At 69.5% G+C, this 17,741-nt stretch carries 22 protein-coding genes; 9 read left to right on the forward strand and 13 right to left on the reverse strand.

Translation table 11 applies throughout. The features are described 5' to 3' along the window. Positions 1 to 74: 74 nt before the first annotated feature. The 4 genes from gcvT to QP090_RS25960 are packed head-to-tail and all read left to right on the forward strand — an operon-like array spanning position 75 to position 4,268. Positions 75 to 1,169 carry a glycine cleavage system aminomethyltransferase GcvT gene (gene gcvT, locus QP090_RS25945; RefSeq protein ID WP_285942016.1) on the forward strand — a complete coding sequence of 365 codons (1,095 nt, stop codon included), beginning with the start codon at positions 75 to 77 and terminating at the stop codon, positions 1,167 to 1,169. Between the two features lie 21 nt (positions 1,170 to 1,190). After that, a complete protein-coding gene (gene gcvH / locus QP090_RS25950) occupies positions 1,191 to 1,580 on the forward strand; it encodes a glycine cleavage system protein GcvH (RefSeq protein WP_285942017.1) in 390 nt (129 codons plus the stop codon). A gap of 2 nt (positions 1,581 to 1,582) precedes the next feature. Further along, on the forward strand, positions 1,583 to 2,839 hold the full coding sequence (gene glyA / locus QP090_RS25955; RefSeq protein ID WP_285942018.1) for a serine hydroxymethyltransferase: 1,257 nt from the start codon (positions 1,583 to 1,585) through the stop codon (positions 2,837 to 2,839). 55 nt (positions 2,840 to 2,894) lie between these two features. Beyond that, positions 2,895 to 4,268 carry an L-serine ammonia-lyase gene (locus QP090_RS25960; RefSeq protein WP_285942019.1) on the forward strand — a complete coding sequence of 458 codons (1,374 nt, stop codon included), beginning with the start codon at positions 2,895 to 2,897 and terminating at the stop codon, positions 4,266 to 4,268. Positions 4,269 to 4,349: 81 nt separating this feature from the next. Here the strand turns inward: QP090_RS25960 and QP090_RS25965 are convergent, their stop codons facing one another. The 3 genes from QP090_RS25965 to QP090_RS25975 all read right to left on the reverse strand — a co-directional run bounded on the left by QP090_RS25965 (position 4,350) and on the right by QP090_RS25975 (position 5,702). Continuing rightward, positions 4,350 to 4,544 (reverse strand): DUF397 domain-containing protein, encoded by a 195-nt coding sequence (locus tag QP090_RS25965; protein WP_285942020.1) that lies wholly within the window; start codon positions 4,542 to 4,544, stop codon positions 4,350 to 4,352. 151 nt (positions 4,545 to 4,695) lie between these two features. Then, entirely contained in the window at positions 4,696 to 4,890 is a 195-nt protein-coding gene (locus QP090_RS25970; RefSeq protein ID WP_285942021.1) for a DUF397 domain-containing protein, read from the reverse strand. Next, on the reverse strand, positions 4,887 to 5,702 hold the full coding sequence (locus QP090_RS25975; RefSeq protein ID WP_285942022.1) for a DUF5753 domain-containing protein: 816 nt from the start codon (positions 5,700 to 5,702) through the stop codon (positions 4,887 to 4,889). Before QP090_RS25975 ends, QP090_RS25970 begins: the two co-directional genes overlap by 4 nt. Positions 5,703 to 5,804: 102 nt before the next feature. Here QP090_RS25975 and QP090_RS25980 point away from each other — a divergent pair, with 102 nt between their 5' ends. Both QP090_RS25980 and QP090_RS25985 read left to right on the forward strand, forming a co-directional pair. Beyond that, positions 5,805 to 6,230: an ATP-binding protein gene (locus tag QP090_RS25980; protein ID WP_285942023.1), complete on the forward strand. Its 426-nt coding sequence runs from the start codon at positions 5,805 to 5,807 to the stop codon at positions 6,228 to 6,230. A 56-nt stretch (positions 6,231 to 6,286) separates the two neighbouring features. After that, positions 6,287 to 7,342, forward strand: a complete 1,056-nt coding sequence (locus QP090_RS25985; protein WP_285942024.1) for a methyltransferase domain-containing protein — start codon at positions 6,287 to 6,289, stop codon at positions 7,340 to 7,342. 1 nt (position 7,343) lies between these two features. On the opposite strand, the gene QP090_RS25990 is transcribed toward QP090_RS25985, so the two are convergent. Beyond that, positions 7,344 to 7,775 (reverse strand): transposase, encoded by a 432-nt coding sequence (locus QP090_RS25990; protein ID WP_285942791.1) that lies wholly within the window; start codon positions 7,773 to 7,775, stop codon positions 7,344 to 7,346. After that, positions 7,685 to 7,987, reverse strand: coding sequence for a helix-turn-helix domain-containing protein (locus QP090_RS25995; RefSeq protein ID WP_285942025.1), 303 nt, complete (start codon positions 7,985 to 7,987; stop codon positions 7,685 to 7,687). The genes QP090_RS25990 and QP090_RS25995 overlap by 91 nt, the downstream gene beginning before the upstream one ends. A 65-nt stretch (positions 7,988 to 8,052) precedes the next feature. On the opposite strand from QP090_RS25995, the gene QP090_RS26000 reads away from it, so the two are divergent. Beyond that, complete coding sequence (locus QP090_RS26000; protein ID WP_285942026.1) at positions 8,053 to 8,412, forward strand: nuclear transport factor 2 family protein; 360 nt, start codon at positions 8,053 to 8,055, stop codon at positions 8,410 to 8,412. A gap of 134 nt (positions 8,413 to 8,546) precedes the next feature. Then, positions 8,547 to 8,708, forward strand: a complete 162-nt coding sequence (locus QP090_RS37715; protein WP_432763078.1) for a WD40 repeat domain-containing protein — start codon at positions 8,547 to 8,549, stop codon at positions 8,706 to 8,708. Positions 8,709 to 9,187: 479 nt separating this feature from the next. Here the strand turns inward: QP090_RS37715 and QP090_RS26005 are convergent, their stop codons facing one another. The 4 genes from QP090_RS26005 to QP090_RS26020 form a co-directional block, all read right to left on the reverse strand. After that, on the reverse strand, positions 9,188 to 9,913 hold the full coding sequence (locus tag QP090_RS26005; protein WP_285942027.1) for a hypothetical protein: 726 nt from the start codon (positions 9,911 to 9,913) through the stop codon (positions 9,188 to 9,190). A gap of 203 nt (positions 9,914 to 10,116) precedes the next feature. Beyond that, positions 10,117 to 10,800 carry a hypothetical protein gene (locus QP090_RS26010; RefSeq protein WP_285942028.1) on the reverse strand — a complete coding sequence of 228 codons (684 nt, stop codon included), beginning with the start codon at positions 10,798 to 10,800 and terminating at the stop codon, positions 10,117 to 10,119. 32 nt (positions 10,801 to 10,832) lie between these two features. Next, positions 10,833 to 11,561 carry an IS630 family transposase gene (locus tag QP090_RS26015; protein WP_285942029.1) on the reverse strand — a complete coding sequence of 243 codons (729 nt, stop codon included), beginning with the start codon at positions 11,559 to 11,561 and terminating at the stop codon, positions 10,833 to 10,835. Positions 11,562 to 11,981: 420 nt separating this feature from the next. Then, positions 11,982 to 13,271 (reverse strand): MFS transporter, encoded by a 1,290-nt coding sequence (locus tag QP090_RS26020; protein WP_285942030.1) that lies wholly within the window; start codon positions 13,269 to 13,271, stop codon positions 11,982 to 11,984. Positions 13,272 to 13,330: 59 nt separating this feature from the next. On the opposite strand from QP090_RS26020, the gene QP090_RS26025 reads away from it, so the two are divergent. After that, complete coding sequence (locus QP090_RS26025) at positions 13,331 to 14,296, forward strand: ArsR/SmtB family transcription factor (RefSeq protein WP_285942031.1); 966 nt, start codon at positions 13,331 to 13,333, stop codon at positions 14,294 to 14,296. A gap of 7 nt (positions 14,297 to 14,303) precedes the next feature. On the opposite strand, the gene QP090_RS26030 is transcribed toward QP090_RS26025, so the two are convergent. The 4 genes from QP090_RS26030 to amaP form a co-directional block, all read right to left on the reverse strand. Beyond that, a complete protein-coding gene (locus QP090_RS26030) occupies positions 14,304 to 14,750 on the reverse strand; it encodes a winged helix-turn-helix transcriptional regulator (RefSeq protein ID WP_285942032.1) in 447 nt (148 codons plus the stop codon). A gap of 36 nt (positions 14,751 to 14,786) precedes the next feature. Then, positions 14,787 to 15,950 carry a thiolase family protein gene (locus QP090_RS26035; protein ID WP_285942033.1) on the reverse strand — a complete coding sequence of 388 codons (1,164 nt, stop codon included), beginning with the start codon at positions 15,948 to 15,950 and terminating at the stop codon, positions 14,787 to 14,789. A 362-nt stretch (positions 15,951 to 16,312) separates the two neighbouring features. Then, positions 16,313 to 17,119, reverse strand: a complete 807-nt coding sequence (locus tag QP090_RS26040) for a maleylpyruvate isomerase family mycothiol-dependent enzyme (RefSeq protein ID WP_285942034.1) — start codon at positions 17,117 to 17,119, stop codon at positions 16,313 to 16,315. 40 nt (positions 17,120 to 17,159) lie between these two features. Next, positions 17,160 to 17,738, reverse strand: coding sequence for an alkaline shock response membrane anchor protein AmaP (gene amaP, locus QP090_RS26045; protein ID WP_285942035.1), 579 nt, complete (start codon positions 17,736 to 17,738; stop codon positions 17,160 to 17,162). Between the last annotated feature and the right edge of the window lie 3 nt (positions 17,739 to 17,741).

Raw genomic sequence — 17,741 nt, forward strand, 5'->3', positions numbered from 1 at the left:
AGGCCCGACAACGCCCGGTGCGCGGGTGGGACGATAGTGATCACGCGCGCCCGCGACGAAGGAGCCGACCCCGCATGTCCGCCGAACCATCCCCGAAGAAGACGCCGCTGTACGACGTCCACCAGGAGCTCGGCGCGCACCTCGTCGACTTCGCCGGCCACCTGATGCCGCTGCGGTACGCGAGCGAGACCGCCGAGCACCGCGCCGTCCGCACCGGGGCCGGGCTGTTCGACCTCTCCCACATGGGCGAGATCCTGCTCACAGGGCCGCAGTCGTCGGCCGCGCTCGACCACGCGCTGGTCGGGAACCTGACCCCGATGGCGGTGGGCAAGGCCCGCTACACCATGATCGTCGCGCATGACGGCGGGGTGCTGGACGACCTGATCGTGTACCGGCTCGCCGACCAGACCTTCATGGTGGTGGCGAACGCGTCCAACATCGCGGTGGTCCGCGCCGCGCTGGCCGAGCGGTCGGCCGGGTTCGAGACGCGGGTCGACGACCGGTCCGACGAGTACGCGCTGATCGCCCTCCAGGGCCCAGCCGCGGAGGGCATCCTGGCGGCCCGCACGGACGCGCCGCTCGCCGACCTCAAGTACTACGCGATCCTGGCCGGCACGGTCGCGGGCGTCGACGCGCTGATCGCCCGCACCGGCTACACCGGCGAGGACGGCTTCGAGCTGTTCGTGTCGTCCGGCGACGCCGTCGCGCTGTGGCGCGAGCTCGCCGCCGCCGACGGGGTCGTCCCCGCCGGGCTGTCGGCGCGCGACACGCTCCGGCTGGAGGCCGGCATGCCGCTGTACGGCAACGAGCTGAACGCCGAGACCAACCCCTTCGAGGCGGGCCTCGGCCGGGTCGTCAAGCTCGACAAGCCGGCCGACTTCGTGGGGCGGACGGCGCTGGCGGCGCAGGCGGCGACCCCGGCAGGCCGTAGGCTCGTGGGGCTGGTCGCCCGCGGACGCCGGGCGCCCCGCCAGGGGTACCGGGTCGTCACGTCCGACGGCACGCCGTGCGGGATCGTGACCAGCGGCGCTCCGTCGCCCACACTGGGCACGCCGATCGCCATGGCCTACCTCGACAGCGGTGCCCCGGAGACCGGCCTCGCCGTGGACGTCCGCGGCCGGCGGGAACCCGTCGACCTGGTCGCCCTGCCGTTCTACAAGCGTTCCTGAGACCTGGAGAGAGAAACGATCGTGAGCGTTCCCGAGCAGCTGCGTTACAGCGAAGAGCACGAGTGGGTGGCCGGTCTCGGCGGCGATGACGGCATCGTCACGGTCGGCATCACCGCGCACGCCGCCGACGCCCTGGGCGAGATCGTCTTCCTCGAGCTTCAGCCCGGCGAGGGCGACGCCGTCGAGGCCGGCGAGCCGTGTGGCGAGGTGGAGTCGACCAAGTCGGTCAGCGACGTGTACTCCCCGGTCAGCGGCGAGATCACCGCGATCAACGCCGCGGTGGTGGACGAGCCCAAGGTGATCAACGACGACCCGTACGGCGAGGGCTGGCTGTTCAAGGTGCGGATCACCGAGGAGCCGGGCGACCTGCTCGACAGCACCGCCTACGACAAGCTGATCGAGGGGGCCTGACCATGAGCCTGTACGACTCCCTGGCCACCGCCGACCCCGAGGTCGCCGCCGCCGTCGCCGCCGAGCTGAACCGGCAGCAGAGCACCCTGGAGATGATCGCCTCCGAGAACTTCGCGCCGGTCTCGGTGCTGGAGGCGCAGGGCTCGGTGCTGACCAACAAGTACGCCGAGGGCTACCCCGGCCGGCGCTACTACGGCGGCTGCGAGTTCGTCGACGTCACCGAGCAGCTCGCGATCGACCGGGCCAAGGACCTGTTCGGCGCCGAGCACGCCAACGTCCAGCCGCACTCGGGCGCGCAGGCCAACACCGCGGTCTACTTCGCGCTGCTCCAGCACGGCGACACGATCCTCGGGCTCGACCTCGCGCACGGCGGGCACCTGACGCACGGCATGCGGCTCAACTACTCGGGCAAGACGCTGAACGTGGTGCCCTACCACGTGCGCGCCGAGGACGGCCTGGTCGACATGGACGAGGTGGCCGCGCTGGCCGCCGAGCACCGGCCGAAGATGATCGTGGCGGGCTGGTCGGCCTACCCGCGGCAGCTCGACTTCGCCGCGTTCCGCGAGATCGCCGACTCGGTCGGCGCGCTGCTCATGGTCGACATGGCGCACTTCGCCGGGCTGGTCGCGGCGGGCCTGCACCCCTCGCCCGTCCCGCACGCCGACATCGTCACCACCACCACGCACAAGACCCTCGGCGGTCCGCGCGGCGGGCTGATCCTGGCCCGCGAGGAGTACGGCAAGAAGATCAACTCGGCGGTCTTCCCCGGCCTCCAGGGCGGCCCGCTGGAGCACGTGATCGCGGCCAAGGCGGTGGCGCTCAAGATCGCCGCCTCGGACGAGTTCAAGGCCCGCCAGCAGGTCACCGTCGAGGGCGCCCGGATCCTCGCCGACCGGCTGCTGGCCGAGGACGCGGCCAAGGCCGGCGTGAAGGTCCTCACCGGCGGCACCGACGTCCACCTGGTCCTGGTCGACCTGGTCGACTCGGAGCTGACCGGCCGCGACGCCGAGGACCGGCTGCACGACCTCGGCATCACCGTCAACCGCAACGCGGTGCCGAACGACCCGCGTCCTCCGATGGTCACCTCCGGCCTGCGGATCGGCACGCCCGCGCTCGCCACCCGCGGCTTCACCGCCGCCGACTTCACCGAGGTCGCCGACGTGATCGCGCTGGCCCTCCAGCCGTCCTTCGACCGGGACGCGCTGGCCGCGCGGGTCGCCGCCCTGGCGGACGCGCACCCCCTGTACCCCACCCTGTAGTTCTCACCCGCCTCCTCCGTGCGCACCGCGCGCGGAGGAGGCATCGAGGTAGCCCATGGCGATCAGCGTTTTCGACCTTTTCAAGATCGGTATCGGCCCCTCCTCCTCGCACACCGGCGGGCCGATGGCCGCCGCGCACCGTTTCGCGCGCGGCCTGCACCGTGACGGCCTGCTGGAGAAGACGGCCTCCGTCCAGGCGGTGCTGTACGGCTCGCTCGGGCTGACCGGCAAGGGCCACGGCAGCGACAAGGCCGTCATCCTCGGGCTGGAGGGCGACAAGCCCGAGACCGTCGACGTCGACACCGTCGCCGGGCGGATGGCCGCGATCCGCGAACGGGGGGCCATCTCCCTCTTCGGCGATCACGACATCCCCTTCGTCGTCGGCGAGCACCTGGTCTTCGAGCGCAAGGTGTCGCTGCCCGGCCACCCGAACGGGATGCGCTTCACCGCCGCCGGCGCGGACGGCGAGGAGCTGCGCAGCAAGGTCTACTACTCGGTCGGCGGCGGCTTCATCCTGGACGAGAACGCCACCGGGGCCGACCGGATCAAGCCCGACGACACCGTCCTGCCGCACCGTTTCGACACCGCCGCCGAGCTGCTGGAGCGCTGCCACGAGACCGGCCTGTCGATCTCCGCGCTGATGCTGGAGAACGAGCGCGCCTTCGGCCGTACCGAGCAGGAGATCCGCGCCGGCCTGGTCGAGCTCTGGGGGGTCATGCGGGCCTGCGTCAGCCGCGGCTGCTCGAGCGAGGGGCTGCTCCCCGGCGGCCTCAAGGTGCGCCGCCGTGCGCCCCAACTGCACCGCCAGCTCAACTCCGAGGAGCCGACCGACCCGCTGGCCGCGATGGACTGGGTGACCCTGTTCGCCCTCGCCGTCAACGAGGAGAACGCGGCGGGGGGCCGGATCGTCACCGCCCCGACCAACGGCGCCGCCGGGATCATCCCCGCCGTCCTGCACTACTACGACCGGTTCGTTCCCGGCTGCGACGACGAGGGCGTCGTCCGCTTCCTGCTCACCGCCGCCGCGATCGGCGTGCTGTTCAAGCAGAACGCGAGCATCTCCGGCGCCGAGGTCGGCTGCCAGGGCGAGGTCGGTTCGGCCTGCTCGATGGCCGCCGCCGGCCTCACCGAGGTGCTCGGCGGCACCCCCGAGCAGGTGGAGAACGCCGCCGAGATCGGCATCGAGCACAACCTCGGCCTCACCTGCGACCCCGTCGGCGGCCTCGTCCAGGTCCCCTGCATCGAGCGGAACGCCGTCGGCGCCATCAAGGCGATCAGCGCGGCCCGGATCTCGCTGCGCGGCGACGGCCGGCACTTCGTCTCGCTCGACAAGGCGATCAAGACGATGCGCGACACCGGCCGCGACATGCTCGACAAGTACAAGGAGACCAGCCGCGGCGGCCTCGCCGTCAACGTCATCGAGTGCTGACGACCTCAAGCGGCGCCTCCCGAACCGGTCTTGAGGTGGACGTCCGAGGACGTCCACCTCAAGACCGGCGGTCATCGACCGTCAGGGCAGGTCGAGCACCCCACGCTTGATCCGCCCCACCAACCCGGCGAACCCAGCACCCGACACCGCGAGCCGCCCACCATCCGGGTCCTTGGAATCCCGAACCCCAACACCACCGACCAGTCCAGCCAACTCAACACACGCCTCGTCGTTGGCGCCCCCGCTGTAGGAGCTCTTGCGCCACTTCTCAGTCATGTGTACCTCTCCTGGTACCGCTCGATCAGGGTGCGCGACTCGTCCTCAGATGCGGCATTCGCGCCTATAAGTTCAAACAAAGGCGCCTCCCGGACCGGTCTTGAGGCGGACGCCCAAGGACGCCCACCCCAAGACCAGCGATCATCGACCGTCAGGGCAGGTCGAGCACCCCACGCTTGATCCGCCCCACCAACCCGGCGAACCCAGCACCCGACACCGCGAGCCGCCCACCATCCGGGTCCTTGGAATCCCGAACCCCAACACCTTCGACCAGTCCAGCCAACTCAACACACGCCTCGTCGGTCGTACTGCCGCTGTGGGAGCTCTTGCGCCATGCAGTGATCATGTGTACTCCTCCATCAGCTTCGCGATCAGAGCCCGAGAGGCGACCTCGTCCAACGCCTTCGCTCCGATCCGTTCGAAGTCCATGCTCAACTCCTGGACTTCGGAAGTCACCTCTACCAGGCGTCCACCGTGGAACGCACCAATGTAGGCAATATCCCTTCGTTCCAGGCTCATGACCTGGAACGGCCCGTTCAGGCCGATGTGGACTCCTGCGTCTCTGGGGATCACGCGAAGGATGACGTTCGGTTCGTTCTCCAGATCAAGCAGCCTCTGAAACTGATTCTTCATGACCACCGGGCCGCCGATCATGCGATGGAGCGCGTCCTCATCCAGAAGAATGATCAGGAGGGGCCCCCTGCTCCTGCTCAGCAAGCCCTTCTGACGTGTCATACGAGCTGCGACAGCCGCTTCGATGTCTTCGGCATCACCGAGCGAGATGAAGGAGCGCGCGTACTCCTCGATCTGCAACGGCACCGGAATCACTTGCCCTTGATAGATTCTGATGACGCGCGCATTTGCCTCATATTGCGTGTATTGCCGAAACCAGTCGGGATCATGACCGGTTTGGGCAAACCAGATCAGAAGCTCAAACAGTCGGGGAGTGTTGTACTTCGCATCCAGAAGCCTGGCCTGATCTTCATGCAGCTTGAGCCGCCCTGCCTCCATGTTCGAAACAGTCGAGCGAGCGGCATTGATGATCTGTCCACACTGAGCCAGTGATTGATCATGATGCTCGCGCTCAAAACGTAGAGCGTAGGCCAGAAAGTGCCAGATCGAGATCTTGGGATCGAGCGGGTCTCGTTTGCGGATCATGACACCTCCCGTGTTTCCTGTTCTCACATATACGCGCAAGATTAGCCACTGAGCTGGATTCTTGGGCGAGGAATCGAGAAACACCCCAAGGAGGGCACGGCGATGACGACAATGCCTGACTGCCTGCTCATATCCATGCTGGCGTCGAGGGCGGCACCGGGTCTGGCACGCACCCTGGCGAAAGCCCATCTCTACAATTGGGGCTACATGCACATTTCGGACGATGCGTCTCTGGTCATCTCGGAATTGATCACGAACGCGGCGGCCGTGGCACCGCACAGAGAGATCCGCTTCCAGATCAGCCGGGACGTCGCCGGCGTCCTCATCGCCGTATGGGACCCCAGCCCGCACAAGCCCGAGCCCCTACCGGTCGTCGAACTGACGCTCGACACCCTGGACCTGACCGAAGAGAACTGGGACGACAACGGCGGACGGGGCCTGCCGATCATCGCCGCCATCGCCACCGAATGCGGACACAGCCCCGACCCGGACGGCGGAAAATGGATATGGGCCCGCCTCAAACCCTGACTCCCCCGCATAAACTTTGCGGTGTGAGAGCACCTGATCGAGAGGCCATGCCGGAAATGGCGCCTCGGCACCTGTTCCTCCCTGATCTGATCTGGCCGCTGGACCCGGACACCGGCCGCTACCCGGTCGTCGACAGGGTCGACGATCCCGTGCGGTGGAGGGCCTGGGCGGACGCGGACACCCCGATCGTGACCCAGTGGGACGACGGGCGGCACGCCGGTCCCGCTCCGGGGCGGACGGCGACCTCCTCGTCGTCCGAACCGTCACTGGTGGCGGGGATGCTCACCGATCTCGACGTGCGTCCCGGTCAGCGTGTGCTCGATGTCGGCGCCGGCACCGGGTGGACGACCGCGTTGCTCACGGCGTGCGCCGGGGGGCGCGGCGTGGTCGGCGTCGAACTCGATCCGGAGGTCGCCGGGGCGGCGCGGGCGCGGCTCCGGGCCGCCGGCGTGGACGCGCCGGTCGTCACCGGCGACGGTGCCGACGGGTGGGCGGACGCGGCCCCCTATGACCGGGTCCAATGCACCTACGGGGTGCTGCGCGTCCCGCCCGCCTGGATCGTCCAGACGCGGCCCGGCGGGGTGATCGTCGCGCCGTGGCGGACCCGGTTCGCCCATCGCGGCGCCGTGGTCCGTCTGACGGTGGGGGCGGACGGCACCGCGTCCGGGCGCTTCACCCGCGTGGCCGAGTTCATGCAGTCGCGCCCGGAACGTCAGGAGTGGTTGGAGCACACCGACTACGTTCCCCCGGGAGGAGCCTGGCCGGTGGGGACCGTCAAGTCGACCAGCACGCTCGGCCCCGAGGAGCTGGGCGGGTTTGCGGTGGGAATCCTGGTTCCCGGCGTGGTGCACACCGTGAACGAGGCCGCCAACGGGACGATCACCGCGTGGTTGTACGCGCTGCGCGACCGGTCTTGGGCGGCGGTGTTCTTCGACGGCGATCCCGAGGCGGAGGTGTACCAGGGCGGCGAACGCCGGTTGTGGGACGAGGTCGAGGCAGCTCACCGGTGGTGGATCGGCCACGGGCGGCCCGGTCAGGAACGCTTCGGCCTCACCACGGGCCCGGAGGGCGAGACGGCGTGGCTGGACCGGCCGGATCGGCCACTGCGGTGAGCTACTGAGGATGAAAGAACACCGTCAGCCAGTCGTGGTCATCGATGAATTCACGCACGGCCGGGCCGATGTGGGCGTTCAAGTTGTCCCAGCAGAGCACGATCTTGCCGCCGGGCAGCTGCTGGTGAGCGACGGCCAGCAGTGCCTGCAGCTCGGCGACGCCGAAGCCCTTCTTCTCCTTGCGCCCGCCGTGGAAGGTGATCGTCCGGTAGATGAGCCTGGTTCGCTGGCCAGGCTTGACGCATACCAGCCCGGCGACCGACACCCGGCCGCTTCCCTTGCCGGTCACCTTCACGATCGGGGTCTGCCCGACCGGCGCCCAGGTCCGGCCCTTGTGCGGCCTCAGGCTCTGGCCGGACTCGTCCTGGAAGCAGATCCACGCGCCCTGCTCGGCCGCCGCGCTTTTACACGCGGCCAGGTCTCCTCGCGCCAGGCGGCGATCTTCTCCTCGTCGCGTTCGGCCGCGCGGTGGATGGGAACCTGCGGCGACCACCCGACCCGGTGCATCAGGTACGACACCCCGCGCAGGGTGTAGCCAACTGCGAACAGTTCGTTGATCAGCGTGGCGATCCGGGCCAGCGTCCACCGCTGGTCTTCGTCCCACCTGTGCGCTGCCGGGCTCCGCTTCAGCTCGGTCTTCAGCAACTCGATGATCAGCCGAACGTGAACATTCTGGTGGGCTGGTGGCGCCGGCTGGGAGGGTGGGTCTCATGGAGGATTTGCGAAACGCCGAGCGTCGACTCCAAGCCGCACAGCTGGCCGGAGACGTCGAAGCGCTCGATCGACTGCTGGACGATCGGCTGATCTTCACCTTCGGTGCCAATGTTCAGACCAAGGCCAACGATCTGGAACTGCACCGCACCCGGACACAGGTGGTGAGAAGGTTGGTCGAGGAGGACCTGACGGTTCTCACCGACGGACGCACTGGTGTCACCTGGTTTCTCGGCACGGTGGAAGGGAGTGTCTCCGGCACGCCGTTCACGGCCAGGATGCGTTACACCCGTACGTGGCTCCACGACGACGAGCATGGTTGGCGGATCATCGCCGCACACGCAGGCATGGTTGAGTGACACACTCCGGCAGCCTCTGAACGCCGCGACGTCGCCGCGGGGCACACCCTGGACATCGGGCGTTCTGGGCCCTCAAAGGCGGAGAGGACGGCGCTACTGTAGCGGGAGGTCCCAGGTCAAGGACCTGGTCGTGCGTGGTCCTGCGCCGGGACCGGCGCGGTCATCGCGTCGCGAGGGTCCGGTCTGGCCCCCTCACCGGCCACAACGACCCCGTCGAGTCGGTGACGTTTAGCCCCAACGGCAAAATCCTGGCCACCGGCAGCAATGACGACACCGTGCGGTTGTGGCGACGGTGAAGCGGCCCTGCCCGGGTAGCTGTCACCAGGGGCAAGGCAGCTCTGCGTGATCGGGAGGTAGACGTCATGTCTGGACCCGACCACCGTCCCGGCGCCCGCCCGGCCGCACGAAATGGTTCCTGACCAGCGACTGTGCCGTTCTTCCTCACGGTGCCGCCGCGATTATCAGAGCGCGCCGGCGCGTGCCGCACCCGCCTTATCCCGCTGTGCCCGGACCGGAACCCATTCGTCGGGCGAACGCCGTGTACCGCCCGTGACCTGCGACGATCAATCCACTTTTCCTCCGGTCGCACCGAGTCCCGGCCTGTGACGGCGGTCTCCGGCTACGCGGTCGCGGCGACCAGGTCGAGGTCTTCTACGCGGTGGATGAGTGGTGAGGAGGGGGGCGCCATCCATTATGCGTATGGGGACGGAATGGAAAACCGGAGCCGACAAGGACGGCGAGGTACTTCAGTCGGCTGTGTGTCAGCCCGCTTCAGTCAGCGGCCTTGATCGATGACGTCGTGGAGGTACTGCATGGCGAGCTTCTCGGCGTGGTGGCACCGTTCAACGATCGCTCCATCGGCATCGGACCATCGGCGGTAGAGATCGACGGTGGCGAGGAGCGCCCGTCCGGCTTCGTGGCGGTCGTAGCCGCACAGCGTTGTCTGAAGGTTGCGCGCCTCTTCGGGCGCGATGGTCTCCAGGTGGCGTACACCGCGGGGGATCGCGCCCACCCGGCGGGCGGCCAGGGGGCCGAGCACGGTCTCGCGCAGGTAGGAGAGGAAGCTGATGGTCTCGAACAGTTCCCCGCGGCCGAGCTTCGTCGCGCCGTAGTGCACCCAGATCCAAAACCGGTCCTCGATCCACTGGAGGTCGAACGCCGGAGTGACCGGCGGCTGCTGGGCGAGGGCGCCGGACAGGAGGCCGTCCCGGTCCCACAGGATCTCCGGGTCCTCGGTCCGCTCGGCGAACTCGGAGGCCCGGACGAACTTGAAGTCGACGTGCAGGAGGGGCGGCCCGACGAGTGTGATGATCAGACGCGGCTCGCCGACATGCTCCCCGGTGAATCCGGCGACCAGGGAGGCCCAGGAGCCGATCAGCACGAGCCGCTCCCGCATGACCGCGTCGTACGCCGCGTCATCGATGACGAGGATCAGGTCCACGTCCGAGTAGACATCGGGGCGGCCTCCCACCATCGACCCGGTGATCGCCACGCCGACCACGCGCGCATCCTGCCGGATCCGAGGAAGTGCGTCGCTAAGGAACCGGCTGTGCAAGGAGGGGACGTCCATCTGCTTTCCTTCCGACCGGAGCAAAGCAGATCAGTTTAACACTTTGCCGGGCGAGAATCGCAACCCGATTTTCTCACAAACGACCCTTTCCCGGAGCTAGTGTCTCGTGATTCCGCTGACGGAATCACGAGACACTAGCGGAGCCGTTCGCCCAGACGTTCCCTCAGGGGTGCGTAGTCATACTCAGGAAACAGTTCTGAGAACACGGTAAGCATGTCTTCGAGATTTCCGCCAATGTGCCCGAATTCACGGTCACCGAGTGAAACATCACAGAAAAGGTAGTGCCAGCCGGAGGTTCCCTTGGTGATGGCCAGCGCGGCCAGGTAATCGCAGTAATCGATATCCATTTTGAACGCCCCAATGCGGAAGTCGTGAAACCAGACCTCCGGTAGTGGCATATCGGGTTTTATGCGTAGCGCTGCAAATGTTCCCGTCCCGCTCCCGGGGCGGTGATCGATGACGCGGGGCTCGGAATAGAGTTGCCGCTCAAGCGGGGTTTCCCCCCAATCGATGTCCGGCGCGTTGACGTTCATGGATGTGAGGAGATGGCGAATGGTGAACTCGCCTGTCAACCGGATCCCTGGGCGCTCGATCCGCCAATGACTGGAGAACCAATTAAATCGGACGAAGCATCGCTGGAGAGAACGATCCAGGGAGATTCCATGCCATATGGAGATCTTTTCAAAGACCTCCCGGGCGTCGCCATATTCTTCGATAATCTGACCCGGCTTGGCAGAGAAAATCTGCACGTGCGGATTTTCCATCAGCTGTCCATGCATCGCCAGCAGGTGGGTCTCGCACTCGGTGAGAACGGCCATCGACGCACCTCGCTTTCCTGAATTTGATCGAGCTAAACCAATGTGGTCGCGGTCCAGGTGAACGGTTTCGCGTTCTCGTTCCAGGGGTTGATGTAGTCGCTGATCTGCTTGATCAGGACGTTGACACTGGAGGACGTGCCGCGGCGGATCGACTGCCGGGTGAGGATTCCGAACCAGATCTCGATCTGGTTCAGCCCCGACGAGCCGATGGGAGTGAAGTGGAAGTGGACGTGCGCGTTCTTGACCAGCCACTCCTTGACCTCCGGAGTGGTGTGTGTCGAGAGGTTGTCCAGGACGACATGGGTCTCCTTCCCAACGTGCGGTTTCACTGCCTTCTTGAGGAAGGCCAGGAAGTCCTTGCCGTTCCGGGTCGACTTGCACTCGCCAAGCACTTCGCCGGTGGCCATGTTCAGGACGGCGAACAGGTTTGGGGTGCCGTGCCGGACGTAGTCGGCGGTGCGTTTCTCGCTCGCCGCGAAGGCGACCGGCAGCACCGGCTGGGTGCGGTCCAGTGCCTGGATCTGCGTCTTCTCGTCGATGGAGAGGACCACCGCGCCGCCCGGCGGGGCCAGATACAGGCCGATCACATCGGCCACCTTCGCCGCGATCGCGGGGTCTTTGGAAATCTTGAAGGTGCCGGACCGGTGCGGCTTCAGGCTCTCCTCCCGCCAAATGCGCGCGATGTAGTGCCAGGACACCGAGATGTTCTCGGTCCGCTTCAGATACTTCGCCGACTCCCGCGGCTCGGCGGCCTGTTCCACAGAGAGCTCCATGCCGATAGATCGAACCACACGAGATCAAGTAAGGCTGACGGAATCACGAGACGCTAGATCAAAAGAGGGGCGCCGGAACCCTGTTGCTCTGGATCGGTTCTCAGAACTCGTTCTCACGCAAAAGTGGGCCGGACCTCCTTCTGAGACTTGCATTGTGCGAGGATGCGGGGCCGTGACGGACACTCAGGCCCCCTCGCCGAACGGCGAGAGCCGGACGACGTCCTCCTCGGCCTGGGGGTAGCCGTCGGCGCGCAGGTGATGGGGGGCGGTATGGCTCGTGTCACCAGGTACCAACGAGGGGTGTTGCCACAGGTGGGGGCATGTGGCCGGACCGTCCAAGGGCCTGACGACACCTCCGGCTGACGGCGCCGTACGTTCACCCTGATGTCACGAAAGCCGTCACGGTGGTCATGGCCCGCCTGGTGGAGAAGCTTCGCGCGCAGGCCAAGAAGTTGCCCGCCGGGAGCGCGCCCGTCGGCTTTCAGGCCCGGGGCCGCGCCATCCCACGGTGTCGTCCCAGCTGCCGGTGGCCAGGATTTGGACGGGGGTGCGGAGGCCCGGGGTGAGGGCGAGGGTGACGGCCAGCGAGACCACGGCCATCGCGGTGATGGTGGCCGCCACCGGAAGGTGGTCGGCCAGGGCGCCGGCGACGGTGGCACCGATGGCCTGCATGGTCAGCATGCCGGCGCTGTTGAGGCCGAGCGCCTGGCCGTGCATCTCCGGCGGGGTGGCGGCGATGAGGCGTTCCTGGAGCAGCAGCCCGGCGCCGAAGCCGAACGAGGCGAGGGCCACCGCGAGCACCGCGACGGGGAGCGGGGGCAGGAGCGCGAAGGCGAGGTAGGGGGCGGCGAGCAGCATCCGCAACGGGGTGATGAGCCGTCCGCGCGACCCCGGCGGGACGAACCGGCCCATCGTCATGTCGCCGAGCAGCATGCCGAGCGCGCCCGCCGTGAACAGGACGCTCGCCGAGCCCGGCGCGTACGGGACGAACAGGGCCTCGCAGCCGACGACCAGCCCGTTCGGCACCCAGAGCGCGAAGAAGGCGTTGCGCCGTACCGGGTCCGACCACAGCCGCGCGTTGACCCGCCACGTCTCGCCGATCGAGGCGCGGCCGGACGCGCGGGCGGGACGCGGGGTGAGGCCGAACCGGGCGGCGAGCGCGGCGGCCAGGTAGAGGGCGGCGGAGACCAGCAGGACCCGGCCGGGGGACGCGACGGCGAGCAGCACCCCGCCGAGCGCGTACCCGCCGATCTGCATGAGGCCGACGGCCATGTTGAACACCGAGCGCCCGAGGACGTAGCCGTCCGCGGGGAGGATCTCGTTCAGCAGGCCCCAGCGGACGCCGCCGCCCACCGAGCCGGCCAGGCCCAGCACCGCGATGACCGCCATGATCACGGCCACCGGCAGGCCGGGCAGCGCGAGCAGCAGGGTGCCGCCGGCGAAGATCAGCGCGAGCCCGGTCATCGCGGCGCGGGGCGGCACCCGGTCGGCCACCGAGAGCAGCGTCAGCGCGCCGACCACCTGGGCGAACGAGGAGCCGAACATGCTCAGCGCGGCCAGCAGCGACGATCCGGTGGCGCCGAAGACCAGGGTGGCGAGCGCGATCTGGCCGATGGTCAGGGCGGCGAGCTGGACCGTCGCCGCAGCGAAGAGCGGGGTGAACTCGGGCACCCCGAAGATGTCGCGGTAGGTACGCACGGCGGAGACTGTGCGGCCTCGCCGGGGCCCGGCGCTACTGTTTCGGACGGAGGCGAAAGATGGGGCTGTGGCAGGTCGGCCCGGACGTGCTCGCGCGGAGCCGCTTCGCGGTGTCGCCGCTGGCCGAGACCGTCGGGGCGCTCGCCGTCCTGGGCGGGCGCAAGGAGGCCGGCGACGGTATGGCCGCGTGGGCCCGCGAGCACCGGCCGGTGTTCCGCGCCCGGTTCGGCGGCGACCCGTTCGCCGCGGCGTTCGTCGAGGCGGCGTTCCGGCCACGGTGGATCGCCGACTTCCTGAGCCGTCCGCCGCTGGAGGGCCCGCCGTCATTCGAGCGGGAGATCGACCGGGTCCGCCGCACGCCGGGCGAGGCGGCCCTGGCCGACCTCGCCACCGCGCTCGGCGCGCCGCCGCCCACGCCGCTGGCCGTCCCGGACGTGGCGGAGCGGGCCGCCGCGCTACTCATCTGGGTGTGGACCCGCACCGTCGAGCCGGACTGGCCGAGGAGGCGCCGCGTCTTCGAGGCCGACATCGCCGCGCGCACGCACCGGCTCGGCTCGCACGGCTGGGCCGCGGTGATCGGTGAGCTGCGGGTGGAGACGAGCTGGCTGGGCGACGGGCGGCTGCGGATCAACGCGCAGGACCGGCCGACCCGCGAGATCGGCGACGCCGACCTGCTGTTCGTGCCGACCACCTCGCGGCGCGGCTGGGTGAGCTGGGACCTCCCCGACCGGTACGCGCTGGTCTACTCGTGCACGGGCCTGCTGGCGGGCCCGGACGGTGCCGCGGTGCCGGGTCCGCTGGGCCGGCTGCTCGGCCCGACGCGGGCGGGTGTGCTGGTCCGGCTGGACACGCCCAAGAGCACGAGCCAACTCGTCGCGCTGACCGGCTGCGGGCTCGGCACGGTGGGCGGCCATCTGAGAGTCCTGCTGGACGCGGGGCTGCTGGTGCGGCACCGGTCGGGGCGGTCGGTGCTGTACAGCCGGACGCCCGACGGCGACCGGCTGGTGCGCGCCGCCGGGGAGTGAGGGCCGCTCAGGATGGCAGGACGCCGCGTCCGGACGGGGAGTGCGCGCCCTCGCGGGCCGGCCGGCCGCAGTGCCGGCAGACGACCGCGGGGTCGAGGGTCTCGCCGCAGGCGTGCTGCCAGCGCACCGGCGGATCGTCGGGGTTGAGGTGCCGGTCGCCCCAGCTCATCAGAGTGACGAGCACATCGCTCAGCTCCCGGCCCGCGGGCGTGAGGTGGTACTCGAAGCGCGGCGGGTGCTCGCTGTAGAGCTCGCGGCGGACGATCCCGCCCGCCTCCAGCTTGCGGAGGCGGGCGGTGAGGATGTCGCGGGACGCGCCGGTGTTGCGGACGATGCCGTCGAACCTCCGCACCCCGTGCACGATCTCGCGGATCGCGAGCAGCGACCAGCGCTCGCCGACCAGGTCGAGCGTGTCGGCGATGGAGCAGGCGCGGGGTTCGGCGTCCTTCGGCATGCCCCTCATCCTAGGAAGTCCCGGGCGCGGCGCCGGTCACAGCCGCTCGATGACGGTGGCGTTGGCGAGGCCGCCCCCCTCGCACATGGTCTGGAGGCCGAACCGGGCGCCCCGGTCCTCCATCGCGTGCAGCAGTGTGGTCATGATGCGGGCCCCGCTGCCGCCGAGGGGGTGGCCGACGGCGATCGCGCCGCCGCGGACGTTGACCTTGGCGAGGTCGGCGCCGGTCTCCCGCTGCCAGGCCAGCACGACGGACGCGAACGCCTCGTTGACCTCGAACACATCGATGTCGGCGAGCGTGAGACCGCCGCGCGCGAGGACCTTCTCGGTGGCGGGGACGATCGCGGTGAGCATCAGCAGCGGATCGGCTCCCGCGACGGCGAAGGCGTGGAAGCGGGCGCGGGGACGCAGCCCGAGCCGTCCGGCGACGTCCGCGCCCATGATCAGCACGGCGGCGGCACCGTCGTTGATCGGCGAGCTGTTGCCCGCGGTGACCCGCCAGCCGATCTCGGGGAACCGCTCCGCAATGCCGGCGTCGTAGTAGGCGGGCCTGAGCCCGGCGAGGATCTCGGGCGTGGTCCCGGGCCGGACGGTCTCGTCGCGCTGCCCCGTCCAGGCGACCTCGCGGTCGAACTCGCCGTTCTTCCACGCCTCGGCGGCGCGGCGGTGCGACTCGGCGGCGTAGGCGTCCAGGTCCTCGCGGGCGAGGTTCCAGCGGGCGGCGATCAGCTCGGCGCTGATGCCCTGCCCGACCAGGCCGCCGGGGTAGCGCGCGGCGAGCATCGGGCCGAACGGGTCGCTGCCCGGGAGCACCGACGATCCCATCGGAACCCGCGACATCGACTCGACGCCGCAGGCGATGGCGATGTCGTACGCGCCGCTCTGCACGCCCTGCGCGGCGAGGTGCGCGGCCTGCTGTGACGAGCCGCACTGCCGGTCGACGGTCATCGCGGGCACGCTCTCGGGGAACCCGGCGGCCAGCACCGCCGTCCGGGTGAGGTTGAGGGCCTGGTCCCCTGCCTGGGTGACCACGCCGCCGATCACGTCGTCGACGAGCGCAGGGTCGATTCCGGCCCGTTCGACCAGGGTCTGGAGCGTCCGGGCGAGTAGGTCGGCCGGATGCTCATCGTGCAGGGCCCCGCCGGGTCTGCCCTTGCCGACCGGGGTCCGGACCGCCTCCACGATCACCGCGTCGCGCATGACCGCCACCTCCATTGGATTTTCCAACTCACTGGACCTCGAGTCTGCGCCTGTGCGTTGGAGAACACAACCCAGGAGGTCGAGTGGCCTTCGTCACGTCGGCACGGCGCCGGACATGACCCGAGGACCACGGCGCTCACCGCCGCGGCCCCCGGGTTCGGGCCGCTCAGTGGAAGGGGCCCGCGCTGTCGTTCTGGCTATCACCTCGGTACTTCGAAGGGCTCCGCAGCGGAGCCGGCACGTCCGTGAATATCGGGCAAGCGATCGCCTCCATTCCTCTCGACGTGATGCCTTCAATATGGAGGCTAGTCCGCTGACCTGCACTATCACGGATGGAAGCCGCCAATGTCCGCTAAAACCCGTCAGGGGGTGAGCGCCATGTTCGCCAGGATGCGGCCGGCCAGCGCGGTGTCGCCCGCGGTCTCCACCACGACGTCGCCGGGCCCGCAGCGGCCGGTGCCGAGGCGCATGTAGGCCTCCCAGTCCATCCGCAGCAGGGTGTCCGGCGCGGCCACGTGGTCGACGAAGGCCGCCTTGCCCGCCCCGTCCACCTCGAGGTACAGGGTGAACGGGAGGTCGCCGCCGACCTCGAACGCCACCGTCTGGCCGGGCTCGGCGCCGGCGCGCTTGCCGACGACCATCGGCAGGCCGCGCGTCATGATCCGCCGGGCCCGCTCGGCGCCCGGCGCGCCCAGGTTGCCGGGACGCCCGACCGCGCGCCGGACGTCCTGCTCGTGGACCCAGCAGTCGAACGTGCGGAACACCATCAGCTCGGCGTACGGCACCGTGTTGCCGGTCGGGGCGAGGGCGGGCTCCTCGGGGTCGATGCCGGGGAGGACGGCGAGCCGGCGCTCCAGCACCTCGCGGAGCTCGGCGAGGACCTCGGGCCCGGTCCGGCCGCGGCGCGCGTCGACTCCGATCTCGACGATGCGGCCGAGCGCATTGCGCACGTGCGCCGGGTCCCCGGCCAGGACGTGGCCGGGGGCGGCGTCCTCGCCGAGCATCCCGATCTCCACGCTGGCCAGATGGGCGACGACGTCCTGGACGCTCCAGCCGGGGCAGTCGGTGGGACGCGCCCAGTCGGCCTCGTCGAAGGTCTCCGCGAGCGCGAGAGTGGACCGGATCGTCTGCTCGAAGGCGGCCACGTTCGCCGACATCTCAGATCTCATGCCCCGAAAGCTGGCACGTCCACGCGGCCCGGCGCAAGCGTCAGACCACCGTCCTGCTCTCCTTGGCGGGCACCAGCCGCAGCCGCACGACCGTCGGCAGCGAGTCGTGTTCGAGCGCGGCGCACAGCCTCGGCACGGCCTCCTCGCCGATGCGGGTCCGCAGCGCGGCCAGGTCGGCCCGGTGGCTGTAGGACACGTTCAGCCGCAGCCTCGGGCGGTCGGCGGTGCCCATCAGCCGGGCCCGCGCGCCGTTCACGCCCGGGTACTCCTCGATCTCGTCCTGCACCACGTTCGTGATCGCGCCCGCCGACAGCCGGGTCTTGCCGTCCGCGTCGTCGGGCGCCAGGTTGAGTCCCGGGAGCCGGTGCGAACGGCCCTGCGCGACCAGCCAGTACAGCCCGAACAGCGTCAGGACGACCGCGATCGCGGCGAGGAGGGGCCAGAACCAGCCCTGGTCGGCCGCGAACCGGCGCACCTGGCCGGTCAGCAGCGGTTCGGACGCCCGGCCGCCGCCCCACGCGCCCAGTGCCCGCGCCAGCGCGGCGCCCCCGGCGCCGAGCAGCACGAGTCCCAGCACGGTCAGGGCGATGCGGTTGAGGCGCGCGGCTCGTCGGTCCATCGG

This window comes from Actinomadura xylanilytica, from assembly GCF_030283145.1.
Lineage (GTDB): Bacteria > Actinomycetota > Actinomycetes > Streptosporangiales > Streptosporangiaceae > Spirillospora > Spirillospora xylanilytica.